The following is a 25,507-nucleotide window of genomic DNA, read 5'->3' on the forward strand; positions in this document are numbered from 1 at the left end:
TGTTGGTTCTAATGAATCGTCGATTTCAGTCGCTGTTGCAGCCGGGCCATTCCCAGTTCGGCCGCGGTTGACCGAGCATTCTCGGATAGCGACATTGCTCTCTTTATCGCGGCCGGGCTACCTATTTTCATTAGCAAGTCCGCATAATCTGCCTGCGTGTGTGCGAGCCACGGCCGCGAGCCGATCGCCGCGTTCATCTCGAGCGCGTGCTCAAAGTGCTCCGACGCTCTGTCGAATTCGCCCAAAGCCGCTGCCAACACTCCCAGATAGCGGCTTGCCGCACCGAAGCAAACGGTTGCCATCCCTATCGTGACGGTCATCTCCTTGTAGTCGAGCATAAGCTCATAGAGGGTTCCGGCAGCATCCGCGTCACCGAGACCGGCGGCGACTTCTGTCAGGAACGAGAGGGACGCACTCCGCTTTCCGTCAAGCGGAAGGGCGAAGCGGGTGCGGGCAAGCTCGCTCAATCTCCGCTGGGCCGCATCCCGATAGCCCAAGTCAAAGGCAACCAACGCAAAACCCGGCAGCCAGGTGGTTTCCTCCGGATTTTCCTCGATCAACAGCTTCATCACCGGTGCGACCTCCGAGAGGCGGCTCTGCTCCCGTCGGATCGCGAACATCTGCATGCCGTAAACGCCCTCGGGCGCAGCGCCAAGGGTCCGCATGCCCAGCTTCAGCGCGTCTTCAGCAAGCTCCTCCGCGGCGGCGAACCTTCCATCGAGGATCGCCATCATCGCTCTTGCGATGCGAGCATAGAACTGGACGTTGAGATGCTGCCGCTTGGTACCAAGTTCATCCAGCGCATCAACCGCCCGATCGGCGCGTGCACGATCGCCGAGCTCCGTGGAGACATAGGCTTCAACTGAAAGCGCTCGGCTTTGTACATCGTCGTCATCGATGTCACCCGCGAGGCGTCTTATTTCATCCAGGCGAGCGATGCGGTCGTTTCTCTCCATGACGGACTTGGCCGGTGCCGGCGTGAGGAACGGCAGTGCGGAGAGCTCGACAAGCGCAGTCTTATCGCCAAGCCGCCGGGCCAGTTCGATACCTTCACCATGGCATTTTGCGGCATTCTTGCTGTCGCTCATGTAGGTGTATGCCCGCGCAAGACGGCTGAGAAGCTGGCACCGTGAACTCTGGTCCGCCGGTTCAACCATCTCGAGGGCCTCCTCGAGAAGCGGCACGGTTTCGACAAGCGAATTCGAGGAGACGAATTTGGAGCCGTCAAGACCGATCACCGCGCGAACAAAGGCTTGCGTGTCGGCCGCTTTGCGCGCCAATGGGGCGGCCAGCCTGTATTTCGCCAGCGAATCCGTCATGCGACCCGCAGCAAACAGGGCGTCGCCGAGCTTGAGGATCGCGGTGAGCAGGTCCCTTTGCCGCTCAGGCCCTTCAGACAACTGCTCTGCGATTGCCAAAGCATTCTGGAAATGGTCGACCGCCTCGTAGTTGGCTGATCGTGCAAGGGCGCGTTCTCCGGCCTTCACCCAGTAGGGAAGAGCGAGCTCGATCCGTTGCGCTTTCTCGTAGTGCTGGGCGATGAGCTCGGGCTGCGTGGTGGCGACATCGTCATACTGTTCGACGAGAGCCCTGGCGATCTTCTCGTGGAAATGGCGCCGACGCCGGTTGAGGAGCGATTGGTAGGCCGCATCCTGAATGAGCGCGTGTCGAAAAACGAGAGCATCGTGCAACACGCCGCCTGCGACGACGATCTGGCTCGACTCGAGCTGATGCAGCGCTTTCTCGAGCGCTCGGTCGTCGAGGCCTGCGATCTTCGAAAGAAGGCCGCGATCGAATTCCCTGCCTATGACGGCGGCAATTTGCGCGATCTCCTTGGCCGTCGTCGCTAATCGATCGAGACGTGTCATCAGCGAGCCCTGCAGACTGTCCGGGATTTCTGCGTCGAGCCCCGATGGTTTGCCGCTCTCCACGACCGAGCGGGTCAACTCCTCGGCAAACAGCGGCACCCCGTCGGTTCGCTCTGCAATCCTTTCGGCGAGCTGTTCGGGAATGTCGCAAGCCATGGATTCGATCAGCTCGCGCATCTGCGGCCTGGTCAGGCGCCCGACGGAGAGTGTCGTCGCCTGCGCCAGTCCGCTGGCCCAGTTCGCGCTCCATTCCGGTCGGTGGGTCACAACCACGAGGGCGGCGGCGCCGTGAAGCCGGCTGACGAGTTCTCTCAGCACTTCGCTGGTGGACGGATCCATCCAGTGCGCGTCTTCGAAAACCATGAGCACCGGAGCGATCCTGGCCGCAAGCAGCAAACGGTTCACCAATGTGCGGACGAGAAGCTCCTTGCGCTGGTGAGCGGAGAGATCCGGCGGCCTGAACTCGTCGCCGACGTCGAGCGAAAGCAGCTCGGCATAGATCGCGCCAACTTCGGAGGGATTTTCGCCGTAGCGGCGAACAAGGGTGCGAAACTTTTCGACGCGCGTGTCCCGGTCATCTGCCGGCGAAAACGACGCGACCCGCCTCAGTCGCTCGACGATCGGGTAAAAGGCCGATGTAAGGTGATAGGGTGAACACTGCAATCGGATGAGTTCATGCTGTGACGCTTGCAGATGTTCTTCGAAAGCCTCGATAAGGCGCGATTTCCCGATACCAGCCTCCCCCGACAGGAAGACTGCCTGGCCTTGCCCGGCCTTGGCCAACTCCCACCGTTCGAGCAGCAGGCCGATCTCACTGACGCGGCCGACAAATTTCGAAAGCCCGCTGGCATGCGCAGCTTCGAAACGGCTATCCACCTCTCGCTGACCGCGGACTTCGAACAGCGCAATGGGTGAGGTGAAGCCTTTGAGCTCCTGCGCGCCGAGGCTCTCGATTTCGAACGACTGCCCGGCCAGTCGGCGGGTGCTGTCGGAGATCACGATCTGGCCTGGGGCGGCAGCGGCCTGCAGGCGTGCGGCCAGGTTGGGAGTGTCGCCCGCGATCGACGCACGCTCCTTGGCGCTGGCGTCGGTGTTGCCAACCACCACGCGCCCGGATGCGATGCCGATGCGAGCCTTCAATCGCTGTGCGTCGGGCGACTGCAGGGCGTCGACGGCAGCCATCGCCTCAAGGCCGGCCCGGATTGAACGCTCGGCATGGTCCTCGTAGGCCATCGGCCATCCGAAATAGGCCAGCACGCCATCCCCGAGATATTTGGCGACGTAGCCGCCGAAGCGCGTGACTGCGCCAGCGACGCTATCCTGATAATGGCGGGTCAACTCGTGCATGTCTTCCGGGTCGAGCTGCGCGGACAGCGCTGTCGACCCGACCAGGTCGCAGAAGAGCACGCTGAGCAGTCGCCGGTCAGCCGCAGCTTCCGATCCAGCCTCGGCAGCGGCCGAACCGGGAGGCTGTTCATCCGGACCCCGATGCGCAAGCCCGTTGATAGCAGCGAGAAGAATCTTGCGGTGCCCAAGCGAGACGCCGAGCTCCTGGAGATCGGATTCGGCAAGATGAGGGAGCGCTCTCAGATCGACGTCATTCTCGGCGAAGGCGTCGGCGTACTTGCCGAGACCGAGTTGACCTAGCCAATCCTCAATCGTCTGCATCGACGTTGATCCTGCTCCACCGTTCTCAAAAAATACCACGAACGCCGGCGTCGTACCACGCTGTGGCGCAGGAGCCGTTCGTTTTGGCGAGGATCGAGGAGGTCAATCTATAAACGCGTCTATCGCTTCCGCATCACGTTGACGACGAGTACGCCGAGGATCGCCAGGAGGCCGCCGACCGCACCCAGCACCGTCGGCATCTCGCCGAGCCAGACGAAACCGATCAGCGTTGCGACCGGCGGAACGCCGTAGAGAAAATTCGACGCGCGCGCGGCCGTCAGCCGCTTCAATGCGATCGCCCAGGTCAGATAGCCGATCGCCGTGGGGAAGATGACGAGATAGGCGACACCCCAATTCACGTCGGCCGGTGCGGCGGCCAGTGCCTGGATCGTCGCCGGAATGGCCGGAAACAGCGGCACGGAACCGATCAGCAGGATCCAGGCGGTGACGGCAAGTGCCGGCAGCCGCCCGAGCAGCGGCTTCTGCAGCACGCTGGCGATTGCCGAGCAGAGCGCTGCGCCAAGGATCATGACGGCATTCGGATCGAGCTTGAAGCCGTCATCAGAGGCAACCGCAATCAGCGCCACGCCGCCGAAAGAAACCGCAGTCCCCACCCAGCCCCAGCGGCCGAAACGCTCGCCGAGCGCGAATGTCGCAATGAGGGCGGTGAAGACGGGCATGGTGTTGATGATGAAGCTTGCCGGACCTGCCGGGACGGTCTGTTCGCCGGTGTTCAACAGCACCGCATAGGCGGCGATGAACAGCACGGCGGCGACGGAGAGGCGGAAGACATCACGCTTTTCCGGCATCGGCCGGTAGATGACGAGGTAGACGAGGGCGATGGCGCCGGCTGCCACATAACGTGCCGTCGCCAGTTCGATCGGCGTCAGCGGCCCGAGACAGATGCGGATCACCACGAAGGAAGATGCCCAGAAAAGGATGGTGACGACGATCGCCGCAAAGGCCACCAGATCGAATTTGCCTTGCTCCTTCGCCGAAACCGCTGCGCTTGCCGCCATGCTCATTGCCACCTCCATCTGTGCTTGCGACCATGATTAGGCCCTCGATACGTGCTTGAAAAGCATCGCAATCGATGATCAAATGTGCCTATGGTTCACAGCTCGCCCGTGCTTCCGCCGCTCGACACGCTCGAGACCTTTGCCCGTGCCGCCCGGCTCGGCTCGTTTTCGGCGGCCGCCGAAGAAAGCGGCATTACCCATGGTGCGGTGTCGCGACAGGTCTCGCGCCTGGAGCGCTGGATGGGTGTGCGCCTGTTTGCGCGCGAGGCCCGCGGCGTTCGCCTGACGCCGGAGGGCATCCGGTTTTTCGCGCGGGCGGAGGAAGCGCTTGCCCTGCTCGGCAACACCGGCGAACGCTGGCTGCCCCGGCCAAACAAAGCGGTGGTACGTCTTTCGGTGACGCCGTCCGTCGCCTCCTTGTGGCTGTTTCCGCGCCTGGCGAAACTCGAAGGAAACGAGCTGCATGTCGAACTGACGCTGGAACACCGGCTGGCGGATTTCGGCGAAGGCACCGATCTCGCCATTCGCTGCGGCAAGGGGCCGTGGGCCGGCGTGCGCGCCTTGCCGCTGTGGCGGGAGAAGTCGTTTCCGATCGCCGCCCCGGCCCTGGCGGACCGGCTCGGGCAGCGCTCCGACGCCCTTTCGCTGCTCGACCTGCCGATCCTCCACGATTCGAATATCGAAGGCTGGCGCCGCTGGCTTTCCCGCGAGGGCGTCGATTATACGCCGCGCGGCCAGGACCGGCGCTTCGAGGACTATAATCTGGTAATCGATGCCTGTGCGCAGGGGCTCGGCATTGCGCTCGCCCGCCCGCCGCTCTCGGATGCCGCATTGGCAGCCGGGCGCGTCGTCGCCGTGTCGGAGCGGACGCTCGACTATCATGTGGCCTTTCACCTGATCCGGCCGGACGACGCGCTCAGAAGCCCGGCCATCGAATTTGCCGGCCGCTTTCTGCGCGAGGCCGGCCATGACGAGGCGACGATTGCCGCCTTCACCGCGCCCGGCCGGGCGAAAGCCTAGAGCGCCGTGCGTCCTTAGACGCGGTTCAGGTTTTCACGGAAGCGCCAAACCGCTCTAACGTCTTGTTTGGGCGATGCCGCGCCGGCGGAAGGGATGAGCTGACGCCCCCGCCGCGGCGCGGCAGGGCGCGTCGAACGACATGTCAATTGTCTGCCGTCAGTGTCATCGATGCGCTGCCAGCGGCAACGTTGAGGCCGAGCTGGCCGGTCAGGCTGACCGTCTGCAAATGGATCGAGCCCGAGGTGCCGCCGACGAGGAGATTGGCGCCGACGCCGGCACCCACTGTCGCTTCGGCGGTGGCGCCGACATAGAGGCCGGCGAGCGACCCGCGATGATAACCCGCCGTCGGCGCGAACACGGCCCAGATCAGTCGGCTGCGCGTGGTGAAGCCGAGGTCGATGCCGAGCTTCCTCACTTCGCCTGTATAGCGATCCGAAAGCTCATTGCCGACCGTCGACTGGAAGATGCAATCGGCCTCCTTGGACGAACCGAGCACATAACCCGTGCCGCCGCCGATATCGCAGGTGAGGTAACCGATCTTCACGCCGTTGCGCAGGTCCGGCTCTTCATAGGTCCTGGTGACCGGGTCGGCGGCATTGACCGCCCCCGCGCCGATGAGGCTCAACGAAACCGCGGCAAACGCCGTTGCAAAAGTCTTTTTCATAAGTGTCTCCTTCTCAAATCGTGACGGGAGCAAATACCCGGCTACTCGCCACCAGATTCGGCTACAGATGACGGATGGAACCCAAAACGATCCCGAACCGGCATCCTTTTCGCATCGCCTGTCGAAGCGCATAGGAAGGCACAAGCGACAAACATGCCTACGGTTCAGCCGCATTGGGACATTTCGAAGGCACTAATTCGCGTCATCCGGTTATTTCATAATCTTGTCAGGAATGGTTGCCAGAAAGGCACGGTCGCGATTGCCGTCGGCTTTCCCGACAAACGCTGGCGCCTTTCCTGCATACGCGATCGATGACCGTGCAGGTTGCCATGCTGTCTCTATAGCTGTACTATTTGGCAATAATTCCCCTCGCAAGACTGTAACGGAGGGGGAACGGCATGACTGCTTTGCATTGCCACAGAATTTCCGGGCGTTTTCCGGAATTCTCCTTCTGTTCGAACAGAAATAAAGTCTGAACTCGAGAAATATAATCAGGCGATATTTTCGCAAGCGCCGAGCAATCGTACGCCTACCGATCTCTATTGGAGATGGCTGGCCATTATCGGGAGGGAAAAATGCCATTACGCACGACAAACATCACACTGGCGGCATGCCTTGCCGTCTCCGCTTGCCAGTCCGGGCCGACATCGCAGAGCGTCTCGGATCACAATTCCGAATTCGGCTGCATTGCGGGAACCGTCGGCGGCGCGATTGTCGGCGGCCTGATCGGCAGCACGATCGGGGCTGGAACCGGACAAGTGCTTGCTGTCGCCGCCGGCATCGGCGGCGGCGGTTTCGTAGGCAATCGCTTGACTTGCCGATAATTGGAAGGAGATCGAGCGATGAAAATCCTGGCTTTAACGACGACACTTATCCTGTGCCAATGCTTTGGGGCAGCGGCGCAACAACAGCAGCCCGCATCGATGTATCAGGGCCAGATGGACCGGCTCGACGGCAATGGCAGCAAGACGGTCGATCGCTCCGAATACGAAACCTTCATGGGCACGGCCTTCGGAGGTCTCGACAAGAACAAGGACGGCAGCCTGCAGTCCGACGAGACGGTTCAGATTCTGACCGTCGAGCAATTCACGTTGACCGACGCCGACCACAACGGCCGCATCAGCCGAAGCGAATTCATGCAGCGGGTGATGGCGGATTTCGCGACCGCCGACCATGACCGCAACGGAAATCTTCAGTGATGGAGGGGATGCGGCCGTAAAGAAAACCCGGCGATATCTTGAACTGCCCCCGAAAATTGACGTCCAACGTTCGGAAGCCGGTTCGATGCCGCCGGGTTTATACTTGATCTCCGCGCACTATACTCTTCGCATCAGGCGCATGACGATCGATACCACGAAGAGCACCAGGAAAATGAAGAACAGAACCTGGGCGATGGAAGCTGAAGCCCCTGCTATACCGCCAAATCCGAGGACGCCGGCAATCAAGGCCACAACGAGAAACACCAGAGCGTAATAAAGCATCGCAATCTCCTTTTACGTTGCTGCGGAGATAACGGAAGCCGCCCGATTTGGTTCCCTGCCTGCCTCACGGCCGGCACATGCAGCGTCGCATCGGCTCAGCCGAAATGAAAGGCGCCGCTATAGGTTCGGTCACCTTCATTCGGCTCGGGAGGCTCGGCCGCATCGAGATAGGCCTTGAGCGGCCCGGTCAACACGAACCAGATGCTTGCCCCCAGCATGAAACAAGCCCCCACCGGGTCGTCGATGCGCGCGATGAAGGGAAGACAGGCGGAGGAAAACAGGACGATGATCCGCACCGACCACTCCGCCTCGCGTTTGGCGATGGCGCGTGCTCTCAGCGACTTGTATTCGCGGGCGCCGTAACCGCCGCCCGCCGCCCTCATCGCCGAAAGCAGTTTTCGCGCCGATGGCAGCGCCAGCATGATCAGCGCGGCAATACTCAGCGCCAAGGGTCGCCCGGCCATGACCTGCCCGCTGGCGATCAGGAGAACCGAGAGAACAACGAGATTCCATGTCGGCTCCAGCAGCTCCGGCGGCTGTCGCGTGCGGATGTGCCAGCCCCGCAGCAAGCCCGCCGCGCCGTGCAGCAGCGGCTGATCGATATAGCGATTGATCCAGTCCATGCCGATATGCGCGTCCCCGATTGCATGAAGAGGGCTCCGAACACCACGGAATTTGGTCATCATCGTGGCGACGAGCGCCGAATCCGTGCTTCGGATCGTCCGAAAAATATCGGTCAGCTCCGCAGGCCGGGCGCTTCCTGGCCGGTGCGCGCCACATATTCGGTATAGCCGCCGCCATATTGGTGAACACCTTCGGGCGTCAGTTCCAGCACGCGGTTGGAAAGTGCCGCCAGGAAATGCCGGTCGTGCGAGACGAACAGCATGGTGCCCTCATATTGCGAGAGCGCCTTGATCAGCATTTCCTTGGTGTCGAGGTCGAGATGGTTCGTCGGCTCGTCGAGGACCAGCAGGTTCGGTGGGTCGAACAGCATCATCGCCATGACCAGGCGCGCCTTCTCGCCGCCCGAAAGCACGCGGCACCGCTTTTCGACATCGTCGCCGGAAAAGCCGAAACATCCGGCGAGCGCCCGCAACGGCCCCTGCCCCGCCTGGGGAAACCGGTCTTCCAGCGATTGGAAGACGGTGTGCTCACCGTCCAGAATGTCCATGGCGTGCTGGGCGAAATAACCCATCTTGACGCTGGCGCCGAGCGCGACGCTGCCCTCGTCAGGTTCGGCGGTGCCGGTCACCAGCTTCAGCAGCGTCGACTTGCCGGCGCCGTTGATGCCCATGATGCACCAGCGCTCCCGGCGCCGGACCATGAAGTCCAGCCCTTCATAGATGCTTCGGCTGCCGTATTTCTTGTGCACATTCTTCAGGCTGACCACGTCCTCGCCGGAGCGCGGCGCCGGCTGGAATTCGAAGGCGACCGACTGCCGGCGCTTGGGCGGTTCCACCCGGTCGATCTTCTCCAGTTTCTTCACGCGGCTCTGCACCTGCGAGGCATGCGAGGCGCGCGCCTTGAACCGCTCGATGAACTTGATTTCCTTGGCAAGCATCGCCTGCTGGCGTTCGAACTGGGCCTGCTGCTGCTTGTCGTTCTGCGCCCGCTGCTGCTCGTAAAATTCATAGTCACCGGAATAGGCCGTCAGCGTGCCGGCGTCGATCTCGATGATCTTGTTGACGATGCGGTTCATGAATTCGCGGTCGTGCGAAGTCATCAGCAGCGCGCCTTCATAGCCCTTCAGGAAGTCCTCCAGCCAGATCAGGCTTTCGAGATCCAGATGGTTGCTCGGTTCGTCGAGCAGCATGACGTCGGGCCGCGCCAGCAGAATGCGGGCAAGCGCCACACGCATCTTCCAGCCGCCCGACAGCGCGCCGACATCGCCGTCCATCATCTCCTGGCTGAAGCTCAATCCGGCCAGCACTTCGCGGGCACGGCCTTCGAGCGCATAGCCGTCCAGCTCCTCGTAGCGCGCCTGCACCTCGCCGTAGCGCTCGATGATCTCCTCCATGTCGTCGGCCCTTTCGGGGTCGGCCATGGCGGCTTCGAGCTCCCGCAACTCAGCGGCAACGATGCTGACCGGGCCGGCGCCGTTCATCACCTCGGCAACGGCGCTGTGGCCCGCCATCTCGCCGACGTCCTGGTTGAAGTAGCCGATGGTGACGCCCTTTTCGCAGGAGACCTGGCCTTCATCGGGCTGTTCCTCGCCATTGATCATCCGGAAGATCGTCGTTTTGCCGGCGCCGTTCGGGCCGACGAGACCGATCTTCTCGCCTCGGTTCAGGGCCGCCGATGCCTCGATGAAGAGGATCCGGTGGCTGAGCTGTTTGCTGATATTCTCGATACGAATCATGATGTGCGCTGGGCCTGGAAAGAAATTTTGGCGCCCTTATGCCACGCGGGGCAACGGCAGGATAGCCCGTTCCCGACCCTGAAAATCATGATCGGTTTTCCGATGAGATCATGTTCGACTTCCTTGATTTTGATCCGGGTTGAATAATATCGTCGCTTACGCCACAGGGAATCCGTGCCAATGAGCGTTCGCCCGCCGCAGTCTTTCAGACAGTCCCAGCAGGATAGAAGCGGCTTCAACGTCCTCGAATACGAATTGATGTCGGAACGCGCCGATGCGCTCGGGCGTCATGGATTGAAGGTGGAGGCCGCCCTCGCCGCCTTGAAGGCCTGGTCTGCCGACCGCCAGAGCGCCGAAGAGCGCGAGAAGCTCCTCTACAATGCCTCCGACGCCGTCTGGGCATTCTTCATCCAGCGGGAGATCTGCGGATTGCGTAACAACCGCGACGCCATCCAGCGTTACGACATCCCGAACGAAGTGATCGCAAGGCTGGGCGCGGTGAGGAAATGACGGCCGGCATGCGTCTGCGTTCCTCCGTCCATCGATAGAAATCGCGGTGCGGGCGGGTATGCTCGCGCCGAACCAACGCGAAAGGGAATTGTGATGCCAGTCTCCATGCGGATCGGAAATCCGGATCTCACCGTCGACGTCTCCTCCCTCGGCGCCGAGATGCAGGCGCTTACATCAGGCGATGGACGCTCCTGGCTGTGGTCGGGCGATGCGGCCTTCTGGAGCGGGCGCTCGCCGATCCTGTTTCCGATCGTCGGCAAGGCGCCTGACGACAAGGTCGCGATCGACGGCACGGTCTATCCGATGGCCCAGCATGGTTTTGCCCGCCGCAGCGAATTTGTGCTTGCGGCATCCAGCACGACGATGTGCCGATACGAGCTGGCTGCCTCGGAAGCCACCCGGGCGGTCTACCCGTTCGATTTCCTGCTGGTGGTGGAGCACGCGGTCGAAGGCCGCGCGCTGACAGTCAGCGCAGAGGTGACCAATCGCGATCAAAAGACGATGCCCTTCGGGCTCGGATTCCACTCGGCTTTCGTCTGGCCGCTGCCCGGCGCTTCCGGGCGCGCTCATACCATCACGCTCGACAATCAGGGCGAACCGGAACTCGTGCGGCTGGCGGGTGGTCTCATCAATCCGACACCGTTACCCTCGCCGTTTCAGGCCGGGCGACTGGTGCTGGATCACACAATGTTCGAGCAGGACGCGATGATCTTTCCTCAGGGTGCTGGCGAAGGGCTGCGTTATAGCGCCGAAGGCGGTCCGACTCTCCAGTTTCGCTTCGAAAATCTGCCCAATCTCGCTCTGTGGACCAAGCCAGGCGCGCCCTTCCTCTGCGTCGAGCCATGGCACGGAACGGCTGCGCAAGCCGGGGCCTCGAGCGAGCTGTCGGAGCGGCCCTCGACCACCCTGCTGGCGCCAGGTGCCACGGTGCGCTTCGCTTTCACGGTCGAGATCGGGCAATAGCTTTCACAGTGAAACCCTCCTTCGCATGACGTGCAAAGGAGGGTTTTGTTGCGAGGATATTCCTGGGGCGTGCGCCGGCGTTCAATGGGCGCCGGCACCACCGCCGATCTGCGGCTTTTTGGTGAAAAGCAGGGCAATCGCCGCCAGTGCCAACACCACGCCGATGACGGCAAAGGTGTCGCTGAAGCCCAGGATCAATGCCTGACGCTTGACGATCTGACCAATCGCGACGATTGCCTTGTGCGATGCGACAGCCGGATCGGTGACCCCGTGCTGGATGAAGTAGCCGGTAAGCTTGCTCAGGCGATCACGAACTTCATCGCGGGTCAGCGTGACCGACTGGCCGATGATGTTGGAGTGGAACTGCTCGCGTTTGGTCAGCACCGTGCCGAGCGTCGCCGTGCCGACCGCACCGCCGAGATTGCGCAGCATGTTGGTCAGGCCCGAGGCGGCGGCCGCATCCGAAGGCGCGATGCCGGCTGTGGTGATGGCGGTGATCGGCGTCAGCACCAGCGCCTGGCCGATGGCGCGCACGATATTCGGGATCCAGAACTGGTCGCCGGCATTGTCGGCTGAAAGCATGATGTTCATGAAGCAGCTGATCGCAAAGATCGAGATGCCGAGGAAACCGATATAGCGGGCATCGAAGCGCTTCATCAAAACCGGGACGAGCGGGATGAGCAGCAGCTGCGGCAGGCCGGTCCAGGCCAGCACGTTTCCGATCTGCTCGGCATTGTAGCGCTGCACCTGGCCGAGATATTGCGGCAGGATATAGACCGTGCCGAAGAGTGCGACGCCGACCAGCACGTTGACCAGCACGCCGATGCCGAAATTGCGCTGCGTCAGCAGGCGAAGCTTGACCAATGGCTTCTTGACCGTCAGCTCGATCCAGATGAAGGCAGCGAGAAAGACGAAGGCAAGGATGCTGAGCTTGATGATGAAGGGCGAAGAGAACCAGTCGTCCTTGTTGCCTTCTTCCAGCACGGTCTGCAGTGCCGAGAGGCCGATCGCCATGGTAAAGATGCCGGCCCAGTCGCCTTCCTTCAGAAGGTGAAGCTGCATCGGCTGCTTCTCCAGCGTCAGCGCGAGAGCCGCCGCCATGATGAGGCTCGGGATCGTGTTGATGAAGAAGATCGTCTGCCAGCCGTAATTCTCGGTCAGGTAGCCGCCGATCGTCGGGCCGATGGCCGGAGCGAAGGTGACCGACAGCGCAAAGATGGCAAGACCAAGCGGCTGCTGGTTTTTCGGCAGCTTGGTCAGCACCATGGTGAAGGCCATGGGGATCAGCACGCCGCCGGCAAAGCCCTGCAGGCCGCGCAGCAGGATCATCGTGCCGAGATCATGGGCAAAGGCACAGGCCATCGAAAACAGCGGGAACAGGATGGAATTGACGAGGATATAGCGGCGGAACGAGAAGACGTTGCTGAAATAAGCGGTCAAGGGAATGACGACGATCTCGCCGATGAGATAGGAGGTGGAGATCCAGGCGCCGTTGTCGACGCCTGTGCCGATGCCGCCCTCGATGTCGAGAAGCGAGGCATTGGTGATCTGGATGTTGAGGATCGCCATGAAGGCGCCGATCATGCCGGCGAGAACGGCGATCCAGTCCCTGGTGCTGGCCCCGGCTCTTGGCTGCGGAACGGCGATGGCAGTTGCTGCTATGGTGGACATGACACGAACTCCTCGTCCCCGGCCTAGCTGCGATCGTTCTTGGTATCGATGCTCGGCTGGACGGACATGCCCGGGCGCAGGTCACCCTCTGCGGCGCCGTCACCGTCGAGCACGATCCTGACCGGAATGCGCTGGACGACCTTGGTGAAATTGCCGGTGGCATTGTCAGGCGGCAGCAGCGCGAATTCCTGGCCGCTCGCCGGCGCAAGGCTGTCGACATGGCCGTGATAAATGCGGCCGGGGAACATATCGACCTCGATATCGACCGGCTGGCCGGCTCGGACATCGGTCAGCTGCGTTTCCTTGTAGTTGGCGATGACATAGGCAGCCGTCGTCGGGACGACCGACATCAGCTGGGTGCCGGCCTGGACATATTGGCCGACGCGCAGCGTCCGGTTGCCGACGGTGCCATCGACAGGGGCCGATATCGTCGCATAGGAGAGGTTCAGCTCGGCTTGATGCCGAACGGCCTGGCTGCGGGCAAGCGCCGCCTTTGCCTGAGCAAGCTCGGCGTTCAGGAGATCGACCTGCTTGACGGCGGCGTCGAGCGCAGCGTTGTCGCGGACGATCGTGGCCTGGGCGGCAGCAATCTGCGAAGCGGCCTGCTGTGCCGTCTGGACCGGGGCATAGCCGCTGGTGGCGAGGTTCGAATAACGCTTGTTGTTCTGCTCGGCGAAAGTCTCGTTGGCGCGGTCGACGTCGACCGTCGCGCGGGCAGCGGCGATCGTCGATTGCTGGATATCGAGCGAAGCCTGCTTGGCATTGAGCGTCGCCTCTGCCGCAGCGACATCGGCCGTGGCCTGGTCGAACGCGGCCTTGAAGTCACGGTCGTCGATGCGAGCAAGCGGCTGACCAGCCTTGACGGTCTCATTGTCCATGACGAGGACCTCGGCGAGATAGCCGGAGACCTTCGGGGCTATCGTGCTGTTATCGGCTTTCACATAGGCATCGTCAGTCGAGATGTGGAAGCGTCCGACCGTCCAGTAGTCATGGCCGTAGTAGGCGCCAGCGGCGATCAGCGCGAGTGCTGTGGCGCCGAGAAGCAGGGAGCGCCCGCCACGCTTGCGGGCAGCAGGCTCCGATACGACGGCAGCCTCGGTGATGCGCGGCGTGTTGCCGGCGTCAAGGGTTGCGGGTGCGGCTTCCGCCGTGGTTTCCGAGGCAGGTGCGTTGTTGTTCAGAGCCTGCAGCGTTTTGATGGACATTGTCTCTCTCCTGGGAGTGGTCGCTGTCGCTATCGGCCGCGGCCTTTGAATTCAGGTGGAATGCACTTTAGGAAACTTGATGTTTTCCAAAATATGTATTAGAAAATGGATGTCAATCAGAATTTGGAAAATTGTTATGGTCCAAAATCACGAAATCGAGAAGAGGCCGCGAGGCCGACCGCAGGTCCGTTGCGATGACGATACGAAAAGCGTGATTATCGAGGCGGCCAACCGGCAATTTCACGAGAATGGCTACGCGGCGGCAAGCATTGCTGCAATCGCACAAGACGCAGGGGTTTCGACCAAGACGCTCTACCGGCTGTTTCCGACGAAGGCGGATCTCTTTTCCGAAATGATCACGGAGCGGACGGGACGCTTCCTCACAGCGCTCGACCCCGGCACACTTGCGGTGGCGGATCTGAGGCAAGGATTGGAACGCATGCTAACGGCCTATGGCATGCTGACGCTCTCGCTGGATACGATCACCGTCACCCGGCTCGTCATCAGCGAGTCGGACCGTTTTCCCGAAATCGCCAATAGCTTCTATGAGAAAGCCATCGTCAGAACCAACACCTTGATGGAAAACTGGCTTCGCAAGCAGATCGACCGCGGGCTGATAACCCTTGCGGATCCGCATGCCGCCTGCGGCATGCTGCGCGGCATGATGATTTTGGAGCCCCAGCGCGCCGCGATGCTGCGTCAGCAACAGCCGCCTGGGATTGAAGAGATCGCCGCAAGGGCGAAGATGTGCACGGATCTATTCTTGAAGGGTTGCGCGCTCTGAAGCACCGCTTGGGCTTCAGAGCGCAGCGCGACGATTTCCGCTGGCGCGGCGCGGCGATCCGGGCGCCCTCAGTTCGGCGGGGCGCCCAGCGCATGCAGGATGCCGCGCAGTTCGGCAAGGCCGCGCATGCGGCCGATCGCCGGGTAACCGGGCGTGACTGTCTTGTCGAGATCGTCGAGCATGCGATGGCCGTGGTCCGAGCGGAAGACGATCGTGTCCTGCGCGCTGCGGCGGCGGTCTTCCGCCACCAGTTCCCGGAGCACCGCGACCATATCGACGTCGCCTTCCAGGTGCGCGCTTTCGTGGAATGTCCGGCCGTCGCCCTCGCGCGTCGTGGCGCGCAGATGGGCAAAGTGGATGCGCGAGGCGAAGCGCCGGGCGATCGCCGGCAGGTCGTTGTCGGCGCGCACGCCGAGGCTGCCGGTGCAATAACACATGCCGTTCGCCGCCGACGGCACCGCATCGAAAAGAGCGGCATAATCATCGGCCGTCGAGGCGATGCGCGGCAGGCCGAACAGCGAACGCGGCGGATCGTCGGGATGCAGCGTCAGCTTGACGCCGCGCGCTTCGGCGGCCGGCGTTACCGCCTCCAGGAATTCGATCAGGTGGCGGCGCAACCTTGCAGCATCGATACCGCTATAGGCGACCAGCTTTTCCCGGAAGGCCGGAATGGTCAGAGGCTCGGTGGTCGAGCCGGGCAGAGCCGAGGTGATGATCCGGGTGATGTCGGCGATCTCGTCGTCCGACATGGCTTCGAAAACGATACGCGCCCGTTCGCGGTCTTGCGCGGAATAGTGCTGTGCCGCATCCGGCCGTTCCAGAATGAACAGGTCGAAGGCTGCGAAACGCTCATGATCGAAGCGCATGGCGGTCGCGCCTGTCGGCGTCACGAAATCGAGTTCGGTACGGGTCCAGTCCACCACCGGCATGAAATTATAGCAGACGATCGGGATGCCGCAGGCGGCGACCGCTTCGAGGCTGGCAATCCACGCCTCGATTTCGGCCTTCGCATCCCCACCCTTGCGCTTGACGGCATCGGGAATCGGAATGCTCTCGACCACCGACCAGACGAGGGCCGAACGGTCGCCGGGCGTCGTCTCGATCAGCGACTGGCGCTCGCGCACCTCCTTCTCGGTCCAGGCCCTGCCGATCGGCACCTGGTGCAGGGAAGAGACGATATTGGTCGCGCCCGTCTGACGGACATCATCCAGCGTCACCGGCGCTTCCGGCCCGAACCATCTCCAACCTTGCCGCATTCCTCTTCCTTCTCTTGCCTTTTCGTTTCGTGTCCGGTCCTGCCGTCAGCAGAAATAATCGGGATAGCGCGAGCGCAGTTCGTCGACATCGGGAATGACGGCGCTCAGGTGATGGATCATCGCGTTGCGGGCCGCCGTCGCATCATGGGCGGCGAGCGCATCGCGGATGATCGTATGTTCGTGCACCACATTGTCCATCCGCGCCAGCACCGGCAGCGTCAGCCGCCTCGCCCGGTCGATCTGCACCTTGACCGTTTTCAGAATCGTCCAGATGCCGGGATAACCCGATATTTGTGCGATCGCCTCGTGAAAGGTCTCGTCTTCCTCATGGAAGCTCGAGGTATTGCCGGTCGCCGCATGCGACCGCTGGCGGGCGATGATGGCGTCGAGACGGGCGATGTCCGCAGCGGTGGCAATCAGAGCCGCTGTCTCGACGGTCGTGCCTTCGAGCGCCTTGCGCACGACGACCGCCTCGGGAATGGCGGACACCGGCACGCGCGACACGACGGTACCCGACTGCGGGTAGATATCGACCAGTCCGCCTTCGGAAAGCCTGAGCAGCGCCTCGCGCACCGGCGTGCGGCTGACGCCGAAATCGTCGGCGATGCGTTTTTCCTGCAGCAACATGCCAGGCGGCATCCGCAGCGACACGATATCGGCATGCAGACGTTGATAGATGGCGCCGGCCGTGGTGATGCGACGCAGCCTGCCGGTTTCCGGCGACGACGGGACGGCCAAAACTTCGATTTCTGACGGCTGCCGCATGGAATACCGGGACGAGGAGATTTTCTGGCATACTAATATACCAGCTATCTCGTCTTGCCAACATATTCGCAGGGTCAATTCTCCCTCAAACACCTCAAAATGCCGGTGGTGCAAACCGGGGTTCTGGCCCGCCGCCGGATCCTCGAGCCAGCGGCGGGTCGGCGTCGCCGCTTCGTCGTGAATGTTTAAAAATTAGGCAATTGCTGCAGAGTGTACACAGTGTCAATCCGCCGAGGAGCCGAAGCTCGATAAATCAATGACTTATAACGTGGCACAGCTCTTGCTTCGAATTTCCCGAGTTGGTGGCTAGGGTTCCGGCGCTTTCCAGAAGCGCGGCTGGTCCGAGAGCCACCACCGGCGGGGGAGAAATCCCGCCGGGTGCACGGCGGGACAAAAGCCCGGGAGACCTCGTAAGCCAAGGGATTGGCGGCACGATGGTCTTTGCCGATCCCTTTTGAAGAAAAGCAGAAGGGGAATTTCAATGCAGACTTTTTCGAAGATTGTTTCCACCACAGCGCTGGCGGTATCGCTGATGCTCGGGCTTGCTTCCGTCGCAGAGGCCGAACAGAAGAGCGATTTCAAGGTCGCCTGGTCGATCTATGTCGGCTGGATGCCCTGGGGCTATGCGGCCGATCACGGCATCGTCAAGAAATGGGCCGACAAATACGGCATCAAGATCGAGGTCACCCAGTTCAACGACTATGTCGAGTCGATGAACCAGTACACGGCCGGCGCCTTCGATGCGGTGACGCTGACCAATATGGACGGGTTGTCGATCCCGGCCGCCGGCGGTGTCGATACGACTGCGGTGATCGTCGGTGACTTCTCGAACGGCAATGATGCCGTCATCCTGAAAGACAAGGCGAGCCTTGCCGATCTCAAGGGCCAGAACGTCAATCTCGTCGAGTTCTCCGTCTCGCACTATCTGCTCGCCCGTGCGCTCGAAAGCATCAAGCTGACGGAGCGCGACGTGAAGGTGGTCAACACGTCCGATGCCGACATGGTCGCAGCCTACAAGACGCCCGACGTCACCGCCGTCGTCACCTGGAACCCGCTGGTTTCCACCATCCTCGAAGATCCCTCCGCCAAGAAGGTTTTCGACAGCTCGCAGGTGCCGGGCGAGATCATCGACCTGATGGTCGCCAATAGCGGCGTGCTGAAGGACAATCCGAACTTCGGCAAGGCGCTTGCCGGCATCTGGTACGAGACCGCCGCCCTGCTGCGGGCCGATACCGCCGAGGGCAAGGCTGCCCGCGAGGCGATGGGTTCGGCTTCGGGCACCGATCTTGCCGGCTTCGAAGCCCAGCTTGCCGCCACCAAACTCTTCGACAAGCCGGCTGACGCCGTTGCCTTCACCGCTTCGTCAAGCCTGCAGAAGACCATGGATCTGGTGCGCAACTTCCTCTTCGAGAAGGGACTGCTCGGCAATGGCGCGCCGTCCGCCGACGTCATCGGCATCGAAATGCCGGATGGCAAGGTCCTGGGCGACACCGGCAATGTAAAGCTGCGCTTCACCGAGGCCTATATGAAGGCAGCCGCCGACGGTTCGCTCTGATCGCAACGGAGGCGCGGTTCATCCGAGCCTCCTCCCCTTCATCAGCGGAGCATTTCCCATGCGTTGGATCAACACGAGGCCGAGCCGGGGCGCGCAGTTCGCCTTGATGCTGCTGCCCTTCGTGCTGCTCGCCCTTGCCTATGCCGTCGGCTCGGCGGCGCGACTGGCTGAGAACGCCAATGACAAGCTTCTGCCGAGCCTTGCCGGCTTTGCCGATGCGATCAACCGCCTGGCCTTCGTCGCCGATCAGCGCACCGGCGAATTCCTGCTCTGGTCGGATACCGGCGCGAGCCTGGTCCGCCTGCTTTCCGGCCTCGGCATCTCGACGGCGATCGCGCTTGTTATCGGCATGCTGATCGGCATGCTGCCCTATCTCAGGGCGCTGCTCGCCCCCTTCATTGCCGTCATTTCCATGGTGCCGCCGCTGGCGCTGCTGCCGATCCTGTTCATTGTCATGGGGCTTGGCGAAACCTCGAAGATCGCCCTCATCGTCATCGGTGTGGCGCCGACGATGATCCGCGATCTGGCGCTGAAAGCGCTGGAATTGCCGCGTGAGCAGATCGTCAAGGCCGAGACGCTGGGCGGCTCCTCCTGGCAGATCGGCCTGCGGGTCGTGCTGCCGCAAATCCTGCCGCGGCTGATCACCTGCCTCAGGCTGCAGCTCGGCCCCGCCTGGCTGTTCCTGATCGCCGCCGAGGCGATCTCCTCGGACTCCGGCCTCGGCTACCGCATCTTCCTCGTCCGCCGCTATCTCTCGATGGATATCATCTTTCCCTATGTCGTCTGGATCACCTTGCTCGCGGTGGTCATGAACGCCCTGCTCGATCGCCTGCGCATCGCCGTCTTCCCCTGGTCGGAACTGGAGAAGCAGGCATGAGCGAGCTGAAGATCGAAAGGGTCTGGAAGGAATATGGCGACCAGATCGTGCTCGAAAACGTGTCCTTGACCGTCGCCTCGCGCGCCTTCGTCGCCCTTGTCGGCCCGTCGGGCTGCGGCAAGACCACCTTCCTGCGCATGCTGCTCGGCCAGGAACAGCCGACGAAGGGCAGGATCCTGCTCGACGGCGAGCCTCTGCCGCCGGAGCCGGGGCCGGACCGCGGCGTCGTCTTCCAGCGTTATTCCGTCTTTCCGCACCTGACGGTGCTTGGCAATGTGCTGCTCGGCAGGGAATTTTCCGCTGCGCGCTACAAGGCCAAGCTTTTCGGCGCCGCGCGCCGCAACGCCATCGAGGAGGCACGGCAGCTGATCGCCGAGGTCGGGCTCGGTGGGTCCGAGGGCAAATATCCGGCCCAGCTTTCCGGCGGCATGCAGCAGCGCCTGGCGCTTGCCCAGGCGCTGATCATGAAGCCGAAGGTGCTGCTGCTCGATGAACCGTTCGGCGCGCTCGATCCCGGCATTCGCGCCGAGATCCACACGCTGATGAAGCGGCTCTGGCACGAAACGCAGATGACCGTGGTCATGGTCACCCATGACATGCGCGAAGCCTTCACGCTGGCCAACCGCGTCGTCGCCTTCGAACGCCGCCGCGATCGGCCGGAGGAGAAGGAGCGCTACGGCGCCACCATCACCAAGGATATTTCCATCTGGCCGCCGCGCCTGGCCGGCCAGTCATCGATCTTCAGCCCCGACCGGGACGGCCCGGTCGCTTCCCTGGGGCATGGCCGGGACGACCTGGCATCGTCAGGAGAAATGCCATGATGCATGTGAGACGCGCCCCCGAAGAGATCGCCGCCAATCGCGCGCGCTATGAGGAGCACCAGAAAAAGGGCCTGGAATTCGCGCCCAAGGCCCTGCCCGGCCCAAGCCCGCTGCCGGCGCCGGCGATCAATGCCGCCGCGATCATCCACCAGGAAACCGTCCCGGGCGGCTGGTATTGGTCGACGAAGCTTCTGCGCGGCGAAGCAATCCGCATCGATCAGGTCGAGGGAAATTCCACCGTGGCGCTCGTCGCCTGGAATGCCGAGGATACGAGCGAGCGGATCAATCTCGTCGATACCGCCAAGGTTCAGTGGACGACGGCGCTCGGCAAGGGGCGCGTGATCTTTTCCGATATGGGCCGCGTCATGTTCTCGATGATCGAGGATAGTTCCGGCGCCCATGACTGCCTGATGGGCGGCTCGACGGCTGGCTCGAACGCCGCGAAATACCCCGGCGAAAAGACGCGCAACACGCGCGACAATCTGATCCTCGTCGCCGTCAAGCTCGGCCTCGACAGGCGCGATATTCCCGGCATCCTCAATCTCTTCGCGCCGGTGCGCCTGGGCGAGGCCGGCGGTTTCGGCTGGCAGGGCAAGCGCTCCAACAGCGGCGATTACGTCGAGCTGCGTGCCGAGATGGACATGCTGGTCGGGTTTTCCAACTGCCCGCATCCGCTCGATCCGGACCCCACTTACCAGCCGAAGCCTGTCGTCATCACCCGCTACAAGGCGGCAATCCCGGCGACCGATGATCTTTGCCGCACGGCGACGGCCGAAGCCGCGCGCGGTTTCGAAAACAACGCTCTGATGCAGGCCTGAGGAGAAAACGATGTCCGATTTCATCCAGACCTCTCCTGCCCGTAGCCTGCAGAATGCCGCGCAGGATCATTTCATCGCGGCCGAAGCCCCGTGGTCCGGCATCGTGCGCAAGGGCCAGACGATCCGCATCGAGGACAGTTTCGGCCAACAGGCGATCGACACGCTCTTCTATCGTGCCGACGATTTCTCCGAGCGCTATTCCAATCAGGATACGATGCGCCTGCAGGGTGCCGCCTATATCGGCATCGGCACCAACATCATGTCGAACGAAGGCAATGTCATGCTGACCATGACGGCCGACAGCTGCGGCCGTCATGATACCTCGGCCGGCGCCTGCTCCTGCGAGAGCAATACGGTGCGCTTCGGCCACGGCACGAAATACCTGCACGCCTGCCGCGACAACTTCGTGCTCGAAGTTTCGAAACACGGCATGGGCAAGCGCGACATCGTGCCGAACATCAATTTCTTCATGAACGTGCCGATCAAGCCGAATGGCGAGATGACCATCGTCGACGGCATTTCCGCGCCCGGCGACTATGTCGAGCTCATCGCGGAGATGGACGTGCTCTGCGTCATCTCCAATTGCCCGCAGATCAACAATCCCTGCAACGGCTTCGATCCGACGCCGATCCGGGTGCTGATCTGGGATGGCGAGGATTGAGCATGTTCAAGAAAGTCCTGATTGCCAACCGGGGCGAAATCGCTATCCGGGTCATCAAGACCCTGCGGCGGATGGGCATCGCCTCGGTCGCCGTCTGTTCCGATGCCGACCGTTTCGCGAGACCCGCCATGATGGCTGATGAAGCGGTGCGTCTCGGCCCGGCGCCAGCCAGCGAAAGCTATCTCAACGTCGATGCGGTCATCGCCGCCTGCAAGGCGACAGGCGCCGAGGCGGTGCATCCCGGCTACGGCTTCCTGTCGGAAAATATCGGCTTCGCCGAGCGCCTTGCCGCCGAAGGCATCGCCTTCATCGGCCCGCGGCCCGAGCATCTCTCGGCCTTCGGCCTCAAGCATACGGCGCGCGAACTTGCCAAGGCGAGCGGCGTGCCGCTTTTGCCCGGCACCGGCCTGCTTTCGAGCGCCGATGAAGCGCTGGTAGTGGCCGAAACAATCGGCTATCCCGTCATGCTGAAGAGCACGGCCGGCGGCGGCGGCATCGGCATGCAGCTCTGCGCCGATGCCGTAACCTTGAAAGCTTCCTTCGAAAGCGTGCAGCGCACCGCGCGGGCAAGTTTCGGCGATGCGCGCGTCTATATCGAGCGTTTCGTGGCCGAGGCGCGCCATGTCGAAGTGCAGATCTTCGGGGATGGCAAAGGCAAGGTCATCGCGCTCGGTGAGCGCGACTGCTCGCTGCAGCGACGGAACCAGAAGGTGGTCGAGGAGACCCCCGCCCCCGGCCTTTCCGCCGCAACCCGCGCCCGCCTGCACAAGGCGGCCGTCGACCTCGGCTCGGCCGTCTCCTATGAATCCGCCGGCACCGTCGAATTCATCTATGATCCCCAGCGCGAGGAATTCTATTTCCTCGAGGTCAACACCCGCCTGCAGGTCGAGCATCCCGTCACCGAAGCCGTCTTCGGCATCGACCTCGTCGAATGGATGATCCGCCAGGCGGCCGGCGAGGATGTGCTCTCGGGTGCTGAGGCCCTGCAGCCGAAGGGGGCGGCGGTCGAAGTGCGCGTCTATGCCGAGATGCCGCACGCCGATTTCCGCCCGAGCGCCGGCCTGCTGACCGAGGTCGCTTTCCCCGAGGACGCGCGTATCGACGGCTGGATCGAGACCGGCACGGAGGTGACGCCCTTCTACGACCCGATGCTCGCCAAGGTGATCGTGTCAGCCGAGGACCGGCCGGCGGCGATCGAAAAGCTGAAGGCGGCCCTTGCCGGCACATCGATATCGGGCATCGAGACCAATCTCGACTATCTCAGGGCCATCGCAAGCTCCGAGCTTCTGGCGAGCGGCAAAGTGGCGACGACCGCGCTGCGCGATTTTTCCTTCGTGCCCGACGTCATCGAGGTGATTATGCCGGGCGCGCAATCGAGCATTCAGGAACTGCCGGGACGACTTGGCCTCTGGCATGTCGGCGTGCCGCCGAGCGGCCCGATGGACGAGCGCTCCTTCCGCCACGCCAACCGTCTCGTCGGCAATGGCGACACGGTCGCAGCACTCGAGCTGACGGTCTCCGGTCCGGTGCTGAAATTCCATACCGATACCGTGGTGGCGCTTGCCGGCGCCAGGATGGCGATGAGTGTCGACGGGGAGAAACTGCCGCATGACGTGACCGTGACGATCCGCGCCGGACAGCTTCTCTCGATCGGCAGCATCGATGGACCGGGGCAGCGCGCCTATCTCGCCGTGGCGGGCGGTTTTGCCGCCCCCGTCGTGCTCGGCTCGCGCGCCACCTTCGGCCTCGGCCAGTTCGGCGGCAATGCCACCGGCACGCTGAAAACAGGTCATGTGCTGCATCTTGCCCGTCATGCCGCCGCCGAACCGGCGAAGCCGGCGAGCGAGCCGGCGGAACTGACCCGCGAATGGGAGGTGGGCGTCGTCTACGGTCCGCATGGCGCGCCCGATTTCTTCCAGGAAAGCGATATCGAGACGCTGCTTTCGACGAGCTACGAGGTGCATTTCAACAGTGCCCGCACCGGCGTGCGCCTGATCGGCCCGGCGCCGAAATGGGCGCGCAGCGATGGCGGCGAGGCTGGGCTTCATCCTTCCAACCTGCATGACAACGCCTATGCGATCGGCGCGATCGATTTCACCGGCGATATGCCGATCATCCTCGGACCCGACGGGCCAAGCCTCGGCGGCTTTGTCTGCCCGGCGGTCATCGCCCGCGACGAACAGTGGAAGATGGGCCAGTTCAAGCCCGGCGACCGCATCCGTTTTCACGCCGTGGCACGACCGGACGATCCGATTGCCGGCCCGGTCGTGCACAGGGCGAAGGAAGAGACGGGCTCGCCTGTTATCGGCAAGCGCGGCGACGGGCCTGTCTCTGTCGTCTACCGCCGACAAGGAGATGACAATCTGCTGGTCGAATATGGACCGATGACACTGGATATCGCCTTGCGGCTTCGAGTGCATCTTTTGATGCAGGCCGTCTCGCAGGCGCGCCTGCCCGGCATCGTCGATCTCACCCCCGGCATCCGATCGCTGCAGATTCACTATGACGGCACCGCCTTGACCCGCAACCGTCTGCTCGGCCTGCTGGCCGAGATCGAGGCGAGCCTGCCGGCAGCCCAGGACGTCAAGGTGCCGAGCCGCATCGTGCACCTGCCGCTTTCCTGGAATGACCCGGATGCGGAACTCGCCATGCGCAAGTATCAGGACCTCGTGCGGCCGAATGCGCCCTGGTGCCCTGACAACATCGAGTTCATCCGCCGCATCAATGGGCTGGCGGACGAACAGGCGGTGCGCGACGTCGTCTTCAATGCCAACTACCTCGTGCTCGGCCTCGGCGACGTCTATCTCGGCGCGCCGGTCGCGACCCCGGTCGATCCGCGCCATCGGCTGGTGACGACGAAGTACAATCCGGCCCGCACCTGGACGCCAGAAAATGCCGTCGGCATCGGCGGGGCCTATATGTGCATCTATGGCATGGAAGGCCCCGGCGGCTACCAGCTCTTCGGCCGGACCATCCAGATGTGGAACACCTGGCGGCAGACGCCGGTCTTCGCCAAGGACAAACCGTGGCTGCTCGATTTCTTCGACCAGATCCGTTTCTTCCCGGTCGACCATCAGGAATTGGCGGAAGCCCGCAGTGCCTTCCCACATGGCGGCTATCCCGTCAGGATCGAGGAGACGGAATTCTCCTATGCCGCCTATGAGCGGGAATTGCAGGCCAATGCCGCCTCGATCGGAAGCTTCAAGGCGCGCCAGCAGACGGCCTTCGAGGCCGAACGTCAACGCTGGAAGGAGGCGGGGCTCGACAGCTTCGTCACCGACGAAGGCACAGGCGAAAGTCCGGATGGGGACATCCCGGAAGGCTGCTTCGGCGTTGCCAGCGCCGTGCCCGGCAATATCTGGAAACTGCTGGTCGAGCCGGGCGCACCGGTTGCGGCCGGCGACACGCTTGCCATTATCGAATCCATGAAGATGGAAATCAACGTCACCGCACATGCGCCCGGCCGCGTCCGCGACCTGCGCGCCGGGCCCGGACGAAACGTCAAAGCGGGCGATATCATCGTTGTTCTGGAGGAATGCTGA

At 62.7% G+C, this 25,507-nt stretch carries 22 protein-coding genes and 1 riboswitch; of the genes, 12 read left to right on the forward strand and 10 right to left on the reverse strand.

All coding sequences use genetic code 11. From position 1 onward, the window contains the following. Positions 1–8: 8 nt before the first annotated feature. Positions 9–3,536, reverse strand: coding sequence for an ATP-binding protein (locus CO666_RS23930; RefSeq protein ID WP_097614639.1), 3,528 nt, complete (start codon positions 3,534–3,536; stop codon positions 9–11). A gap of 119 nt (positions 3,537–3,655) precedes the next feature. Then, entirely contained in the window at positions 3,656–4,573 is a 918-nt protein-coding gene (locus CO666_RS23935) for a DMT family transporter (protein WP_097614640.1), read from the reverse strand. Positions 4,574–4,645: 72 nt separating this feature from the next. On the opposite strand from CO666_RS23935, the gene CO666_RS23940 reads away from it, so the two are divergent. Further along, a complete protein-coding gene (locus CO666_RS23940; protein ID WP_097614641.1) occupies positions 4,646–5,575 on the forward strand; it encodes a LysR substrate-binding domain-containing protein in 930 nt (309 codons plus the stop codon). A gap of 142 nt (positions 5,576–5,717) precedes the next feature. On the opposite strand, the gene CO666_RS23945 is transcribed toward CO666_RS23940, so the two are convergent. Next, entirely contained in the window at positions 5,718–6,239 is a 522-nt protein-coding gene (locus CO666_RS23945) for a DUF992 domain-containing protein (protein WP_097614642.1), read from the reverse strand. Positions 6,240–6,814: 575 nt separating this feature from the next. Between CO666_RS23945 and CO666_RS23950 the strand changes: the two genes are divergently transcribed. Both CO666_RS23950 and CO666_RS23955 read left to right on the forward strand, forming a co-directional pair. Beyond that, the gene (locus tag CO666_RS23950) at positions 6,815–7,063 is read left to right on the forward strand and encodes a glycine zipper 2TM domain-containing protein (protein WP_097614643.1); all 249 of its coding nucleotides are present in this window, start codon (positions 6,815–6,817) and stop codon (positions 7,061–7,063) included. A gap of 18 nt (positions 7,064–7,081) precedes the next feature. Then, positions 7,082–7,438, forward strand: a complete 357-nt coding sequence (locus tag CO666_RS23955) for an EF-hand domain-containing protein (RefSeq protein ID WP_097614644.1) — start codon at positions 7,082–7,084, stop codon at positions 7,436–7,438. 117 nt (positions 7,439–7,555) lie between these two features. Here CO666_RS23955 and CO666_RS23960 read toward each other — a convergent pair whose 3' ends face one another. From CO666_RS23960 to CO666_RS23970, 3 genes are all read right to left on the reverse strand, one after another. Further along, positions 7,556–7,720: a DUF1328 domain-containing protein gene (locus tag CO666_RS23960; protein WP_085739096.1), complete on the reverse strand. Its 165-nt coding sequence runs from the start codon at positions 7,718–7,720 to the stop codon at positions 7,556–7,558. Between the two features lie 95 nt (positions 7,721–7,815). Continuing rightward, positions 7,816–8,406: a hypothetical protein gene (locus CO666_RS23965; RefSeq protein WP_097614645.1), complete on the reverse strand. Its 591-nt coding sequence runs from the start codon at positions 8,404–8,406 to the stop codon at positions 7,816–7,818. Positions 8,407–8,456: 50 nt separating this feature from the next. After that, a complete protein-coding gene (locus CO666_RS23970; protein ID WP_097614646.1) occupies positions 8,457–10,079 on the reverse strand; it encodes an ABC-F family ATP-binding cassette domain-containing protein in 1,623 nt (540 codons plus the stop codon). A 180-nt stretch (positions 10,080–10,259) separates the two neighbouring features. On the opposite strand from CO666_RS23970, the gene CO666_RS23975 reads away from it, so the two are divergent. Together CO666_RS23975 and CO666_RS23980 are read left to right on the forward strand one after the other, a co-directional pair. Further along, entirely contained in the window at positions 10,260–10,589 is a 330-nt protein-coding gene (locus tag CO666_RS23975) for a DUF6665 family protein (protein WP_097614647.1), read from the forward strand. A 93-nt stretch (positions 10,590–10,682) separates the two neighbouring features. Beyond that, complete coding sequence (locus CO666_RS23980) at positions 10,683–11,552, forward strand: aldose 1-epimerase family protein (protein WP_097614648.1); 870 nt, start codon at positions 10,683–10,685, stop codon at positions 11,550–11,552. 81 nt (positions 11,553–11,633) lie between these two features. On the opposite strand, the gene CO666_RS23985 is transcribed toward CO666_RS23980, so the two are convergent. Both CO666_RS23985 and CO666_RS23990 read right to left on the reverse strand, forming a co-directional pair. Further along, positions 11,634–13,223 (reverse strand): DHA2 family efflux MFS transporter permease subunit, encoded by a 1,590-nt coding sequence (locus CO666_RS23985; protein ID WP_097614649.1) that lies wholly within the window; start codon positions 13,221–13,223, stop codon positions 11,634–11,636. A 23-nt stretch (positions 13,224–13,246) separates the two neighbouring features. After that, positions 13,247–14,428 carry an HlyD family secretion protein gene (locus tag CO666_RS23990; protein WP_097614650.1) on the reverse strand — a complete coding sequence of 394 codons (1,182 nt, stop codon included), beginning with the start codon at positions 14,426–14,428 and terminating at the stop codon, positions 13,247–13,249. Between the two features lie 136 nt (positions 14,429–14,564). Here CO666_RS23990 and CO666_RS23995 point away from each other — a divergent pair, with 136 nt between their 5' ends. Then, complete coding sequence (locus tag CO666_RS23995; protein ID WP_097614651.1) at positions 14,565–15,212, forward strand: TetR/AcrR family transcriptional regulator; 648 nt, start codon at positions 14,565–14,567, stop codon at positions 15,210–15,212. A gap of 68 nt (positions 15,213–15,280) precedes the next feature. Here CO666_RS23995 and uxuA read toward each other — a convergent pair whose 3' ends face one another. Further along, positions 15,281–16,468, reverse strand: coding sequence for a mannonate dehydratase (uxuA, locus tag CO666_RS24000; protein WP_097614652.1), 1,188 nt, complete (start codon positions 16,466–16,468; stop codon positions 15,281–15,283). Positions 16,469–16,513: 45 nt separating this feature from the next. Next, entirely contained in the window at positions 16,514–17,233 is a 720-nt protein-coding gene (locus CO666_RS24005; RefSeq protein ID WP_097614653.1) for a GntR family transcriptional regulator, read from the reverse strand. 295 nt (positions 17,234–17,528) lie between these two features. Further along, positions 17,529–17,640, forward strand: a riboswitch (guanidine-I (ykkC/yxkD leader). A gap of 74 nt (positions 17,641–17,714) precedes the next feature. On the opposite strand from CO666_RS24005, the gene CO666_RS24010 reads away from it, so the two are divergent. From CO666_RS24010 to uca, 6 genes are read left to right on the forward strand one after another with little or no spacing between them, the layout of a single operon-like run. Continuing rightward, positions 17,715–18,788 (forward strand): putative urea ABC transporter substrate-binding protein, encoded by a 1,074-nt coding sequence (locus CO666_RS24010; protein ID WP_097614654.1) that lies wholly within the window; start codon positions 17,715–17,717, stop codon positions 18,786–18,788. A 58-nt stretch (positions 18,789–18,846) separates the two neighbouring features. Continuing rightward, complete coding sequence (locus CO666_RS24015; RefSeq protein WP_097614655.1) at positions 18,847–19,665, forward strand: ABC transporter permease; 819 nt, start codon at positions 18,847–18,849, stop codon at positions 19,663–19,665. Next, positions 19,662–20,486, forward strand: a complete 825-nt coding sequence (locus tag CO666_RS24020) for an ABC transporter ATP-binding protein (RefSeq protein ID WP_097614656.1) — start codon at positions 19,662–19,664, stop codon at positions 20,484–20,486. Before CO666_RS24015 ends, CO666_RS24020 begins: the two co-directional genes overlap by 4 nt. Next, positions 20,483–21,304: an urea amidolyase associated protein UAAP1 gene (locus CO666_RS24025; RefSeq protein WP_097614657.1), complete on the forward strand. Its 822-nt coding sequence runs from the start codon at positions 20,483–20,485 to the stop codon at positions 21,302–21,304. The genes CO666_RS24020 and CO666_RS24025 overlap by 4 nt, the downstream gene beginning before the upstream one ends. A 10-nt stretch (positions 21,305–21,314) precedes the next feature. Continuing rightward, positions 21,315–21,965 carry an urea amidolyase associated protein UAAP2 gene (locus CO666_RS24030; protein WP_097614658.1) on the forward strand — a complete coding sequence of 217 codons (651 nt, stop codon included), beginning with the start codon at positions 21,315–21,317 and terminating at the stop codon, positions 21,963–21,965. 2 nt (positions 21,966–21,967) lie between these two features. Beyond that, complete coding sequence (gene uca / locus CO666_RS24035; RefSeq protein WP_097614659.1) at positions 21,968–25,507, forward strand: urea carboxylase; 3,540 nt, start codon at positions 21,968–21,970, stop codon at positions 25,505–25,507.

Origin of the sequence: Rhizobium chutanense, from assembly GCF_002531935.1 — a bacterium.
Taxonomy (GTDB): Bacteria; Pseudomonadota; Alphaproteobacteria; order Rhizobiales; family Rhizobiaceae; genus Rhizobium; species Rhizobium chutanense.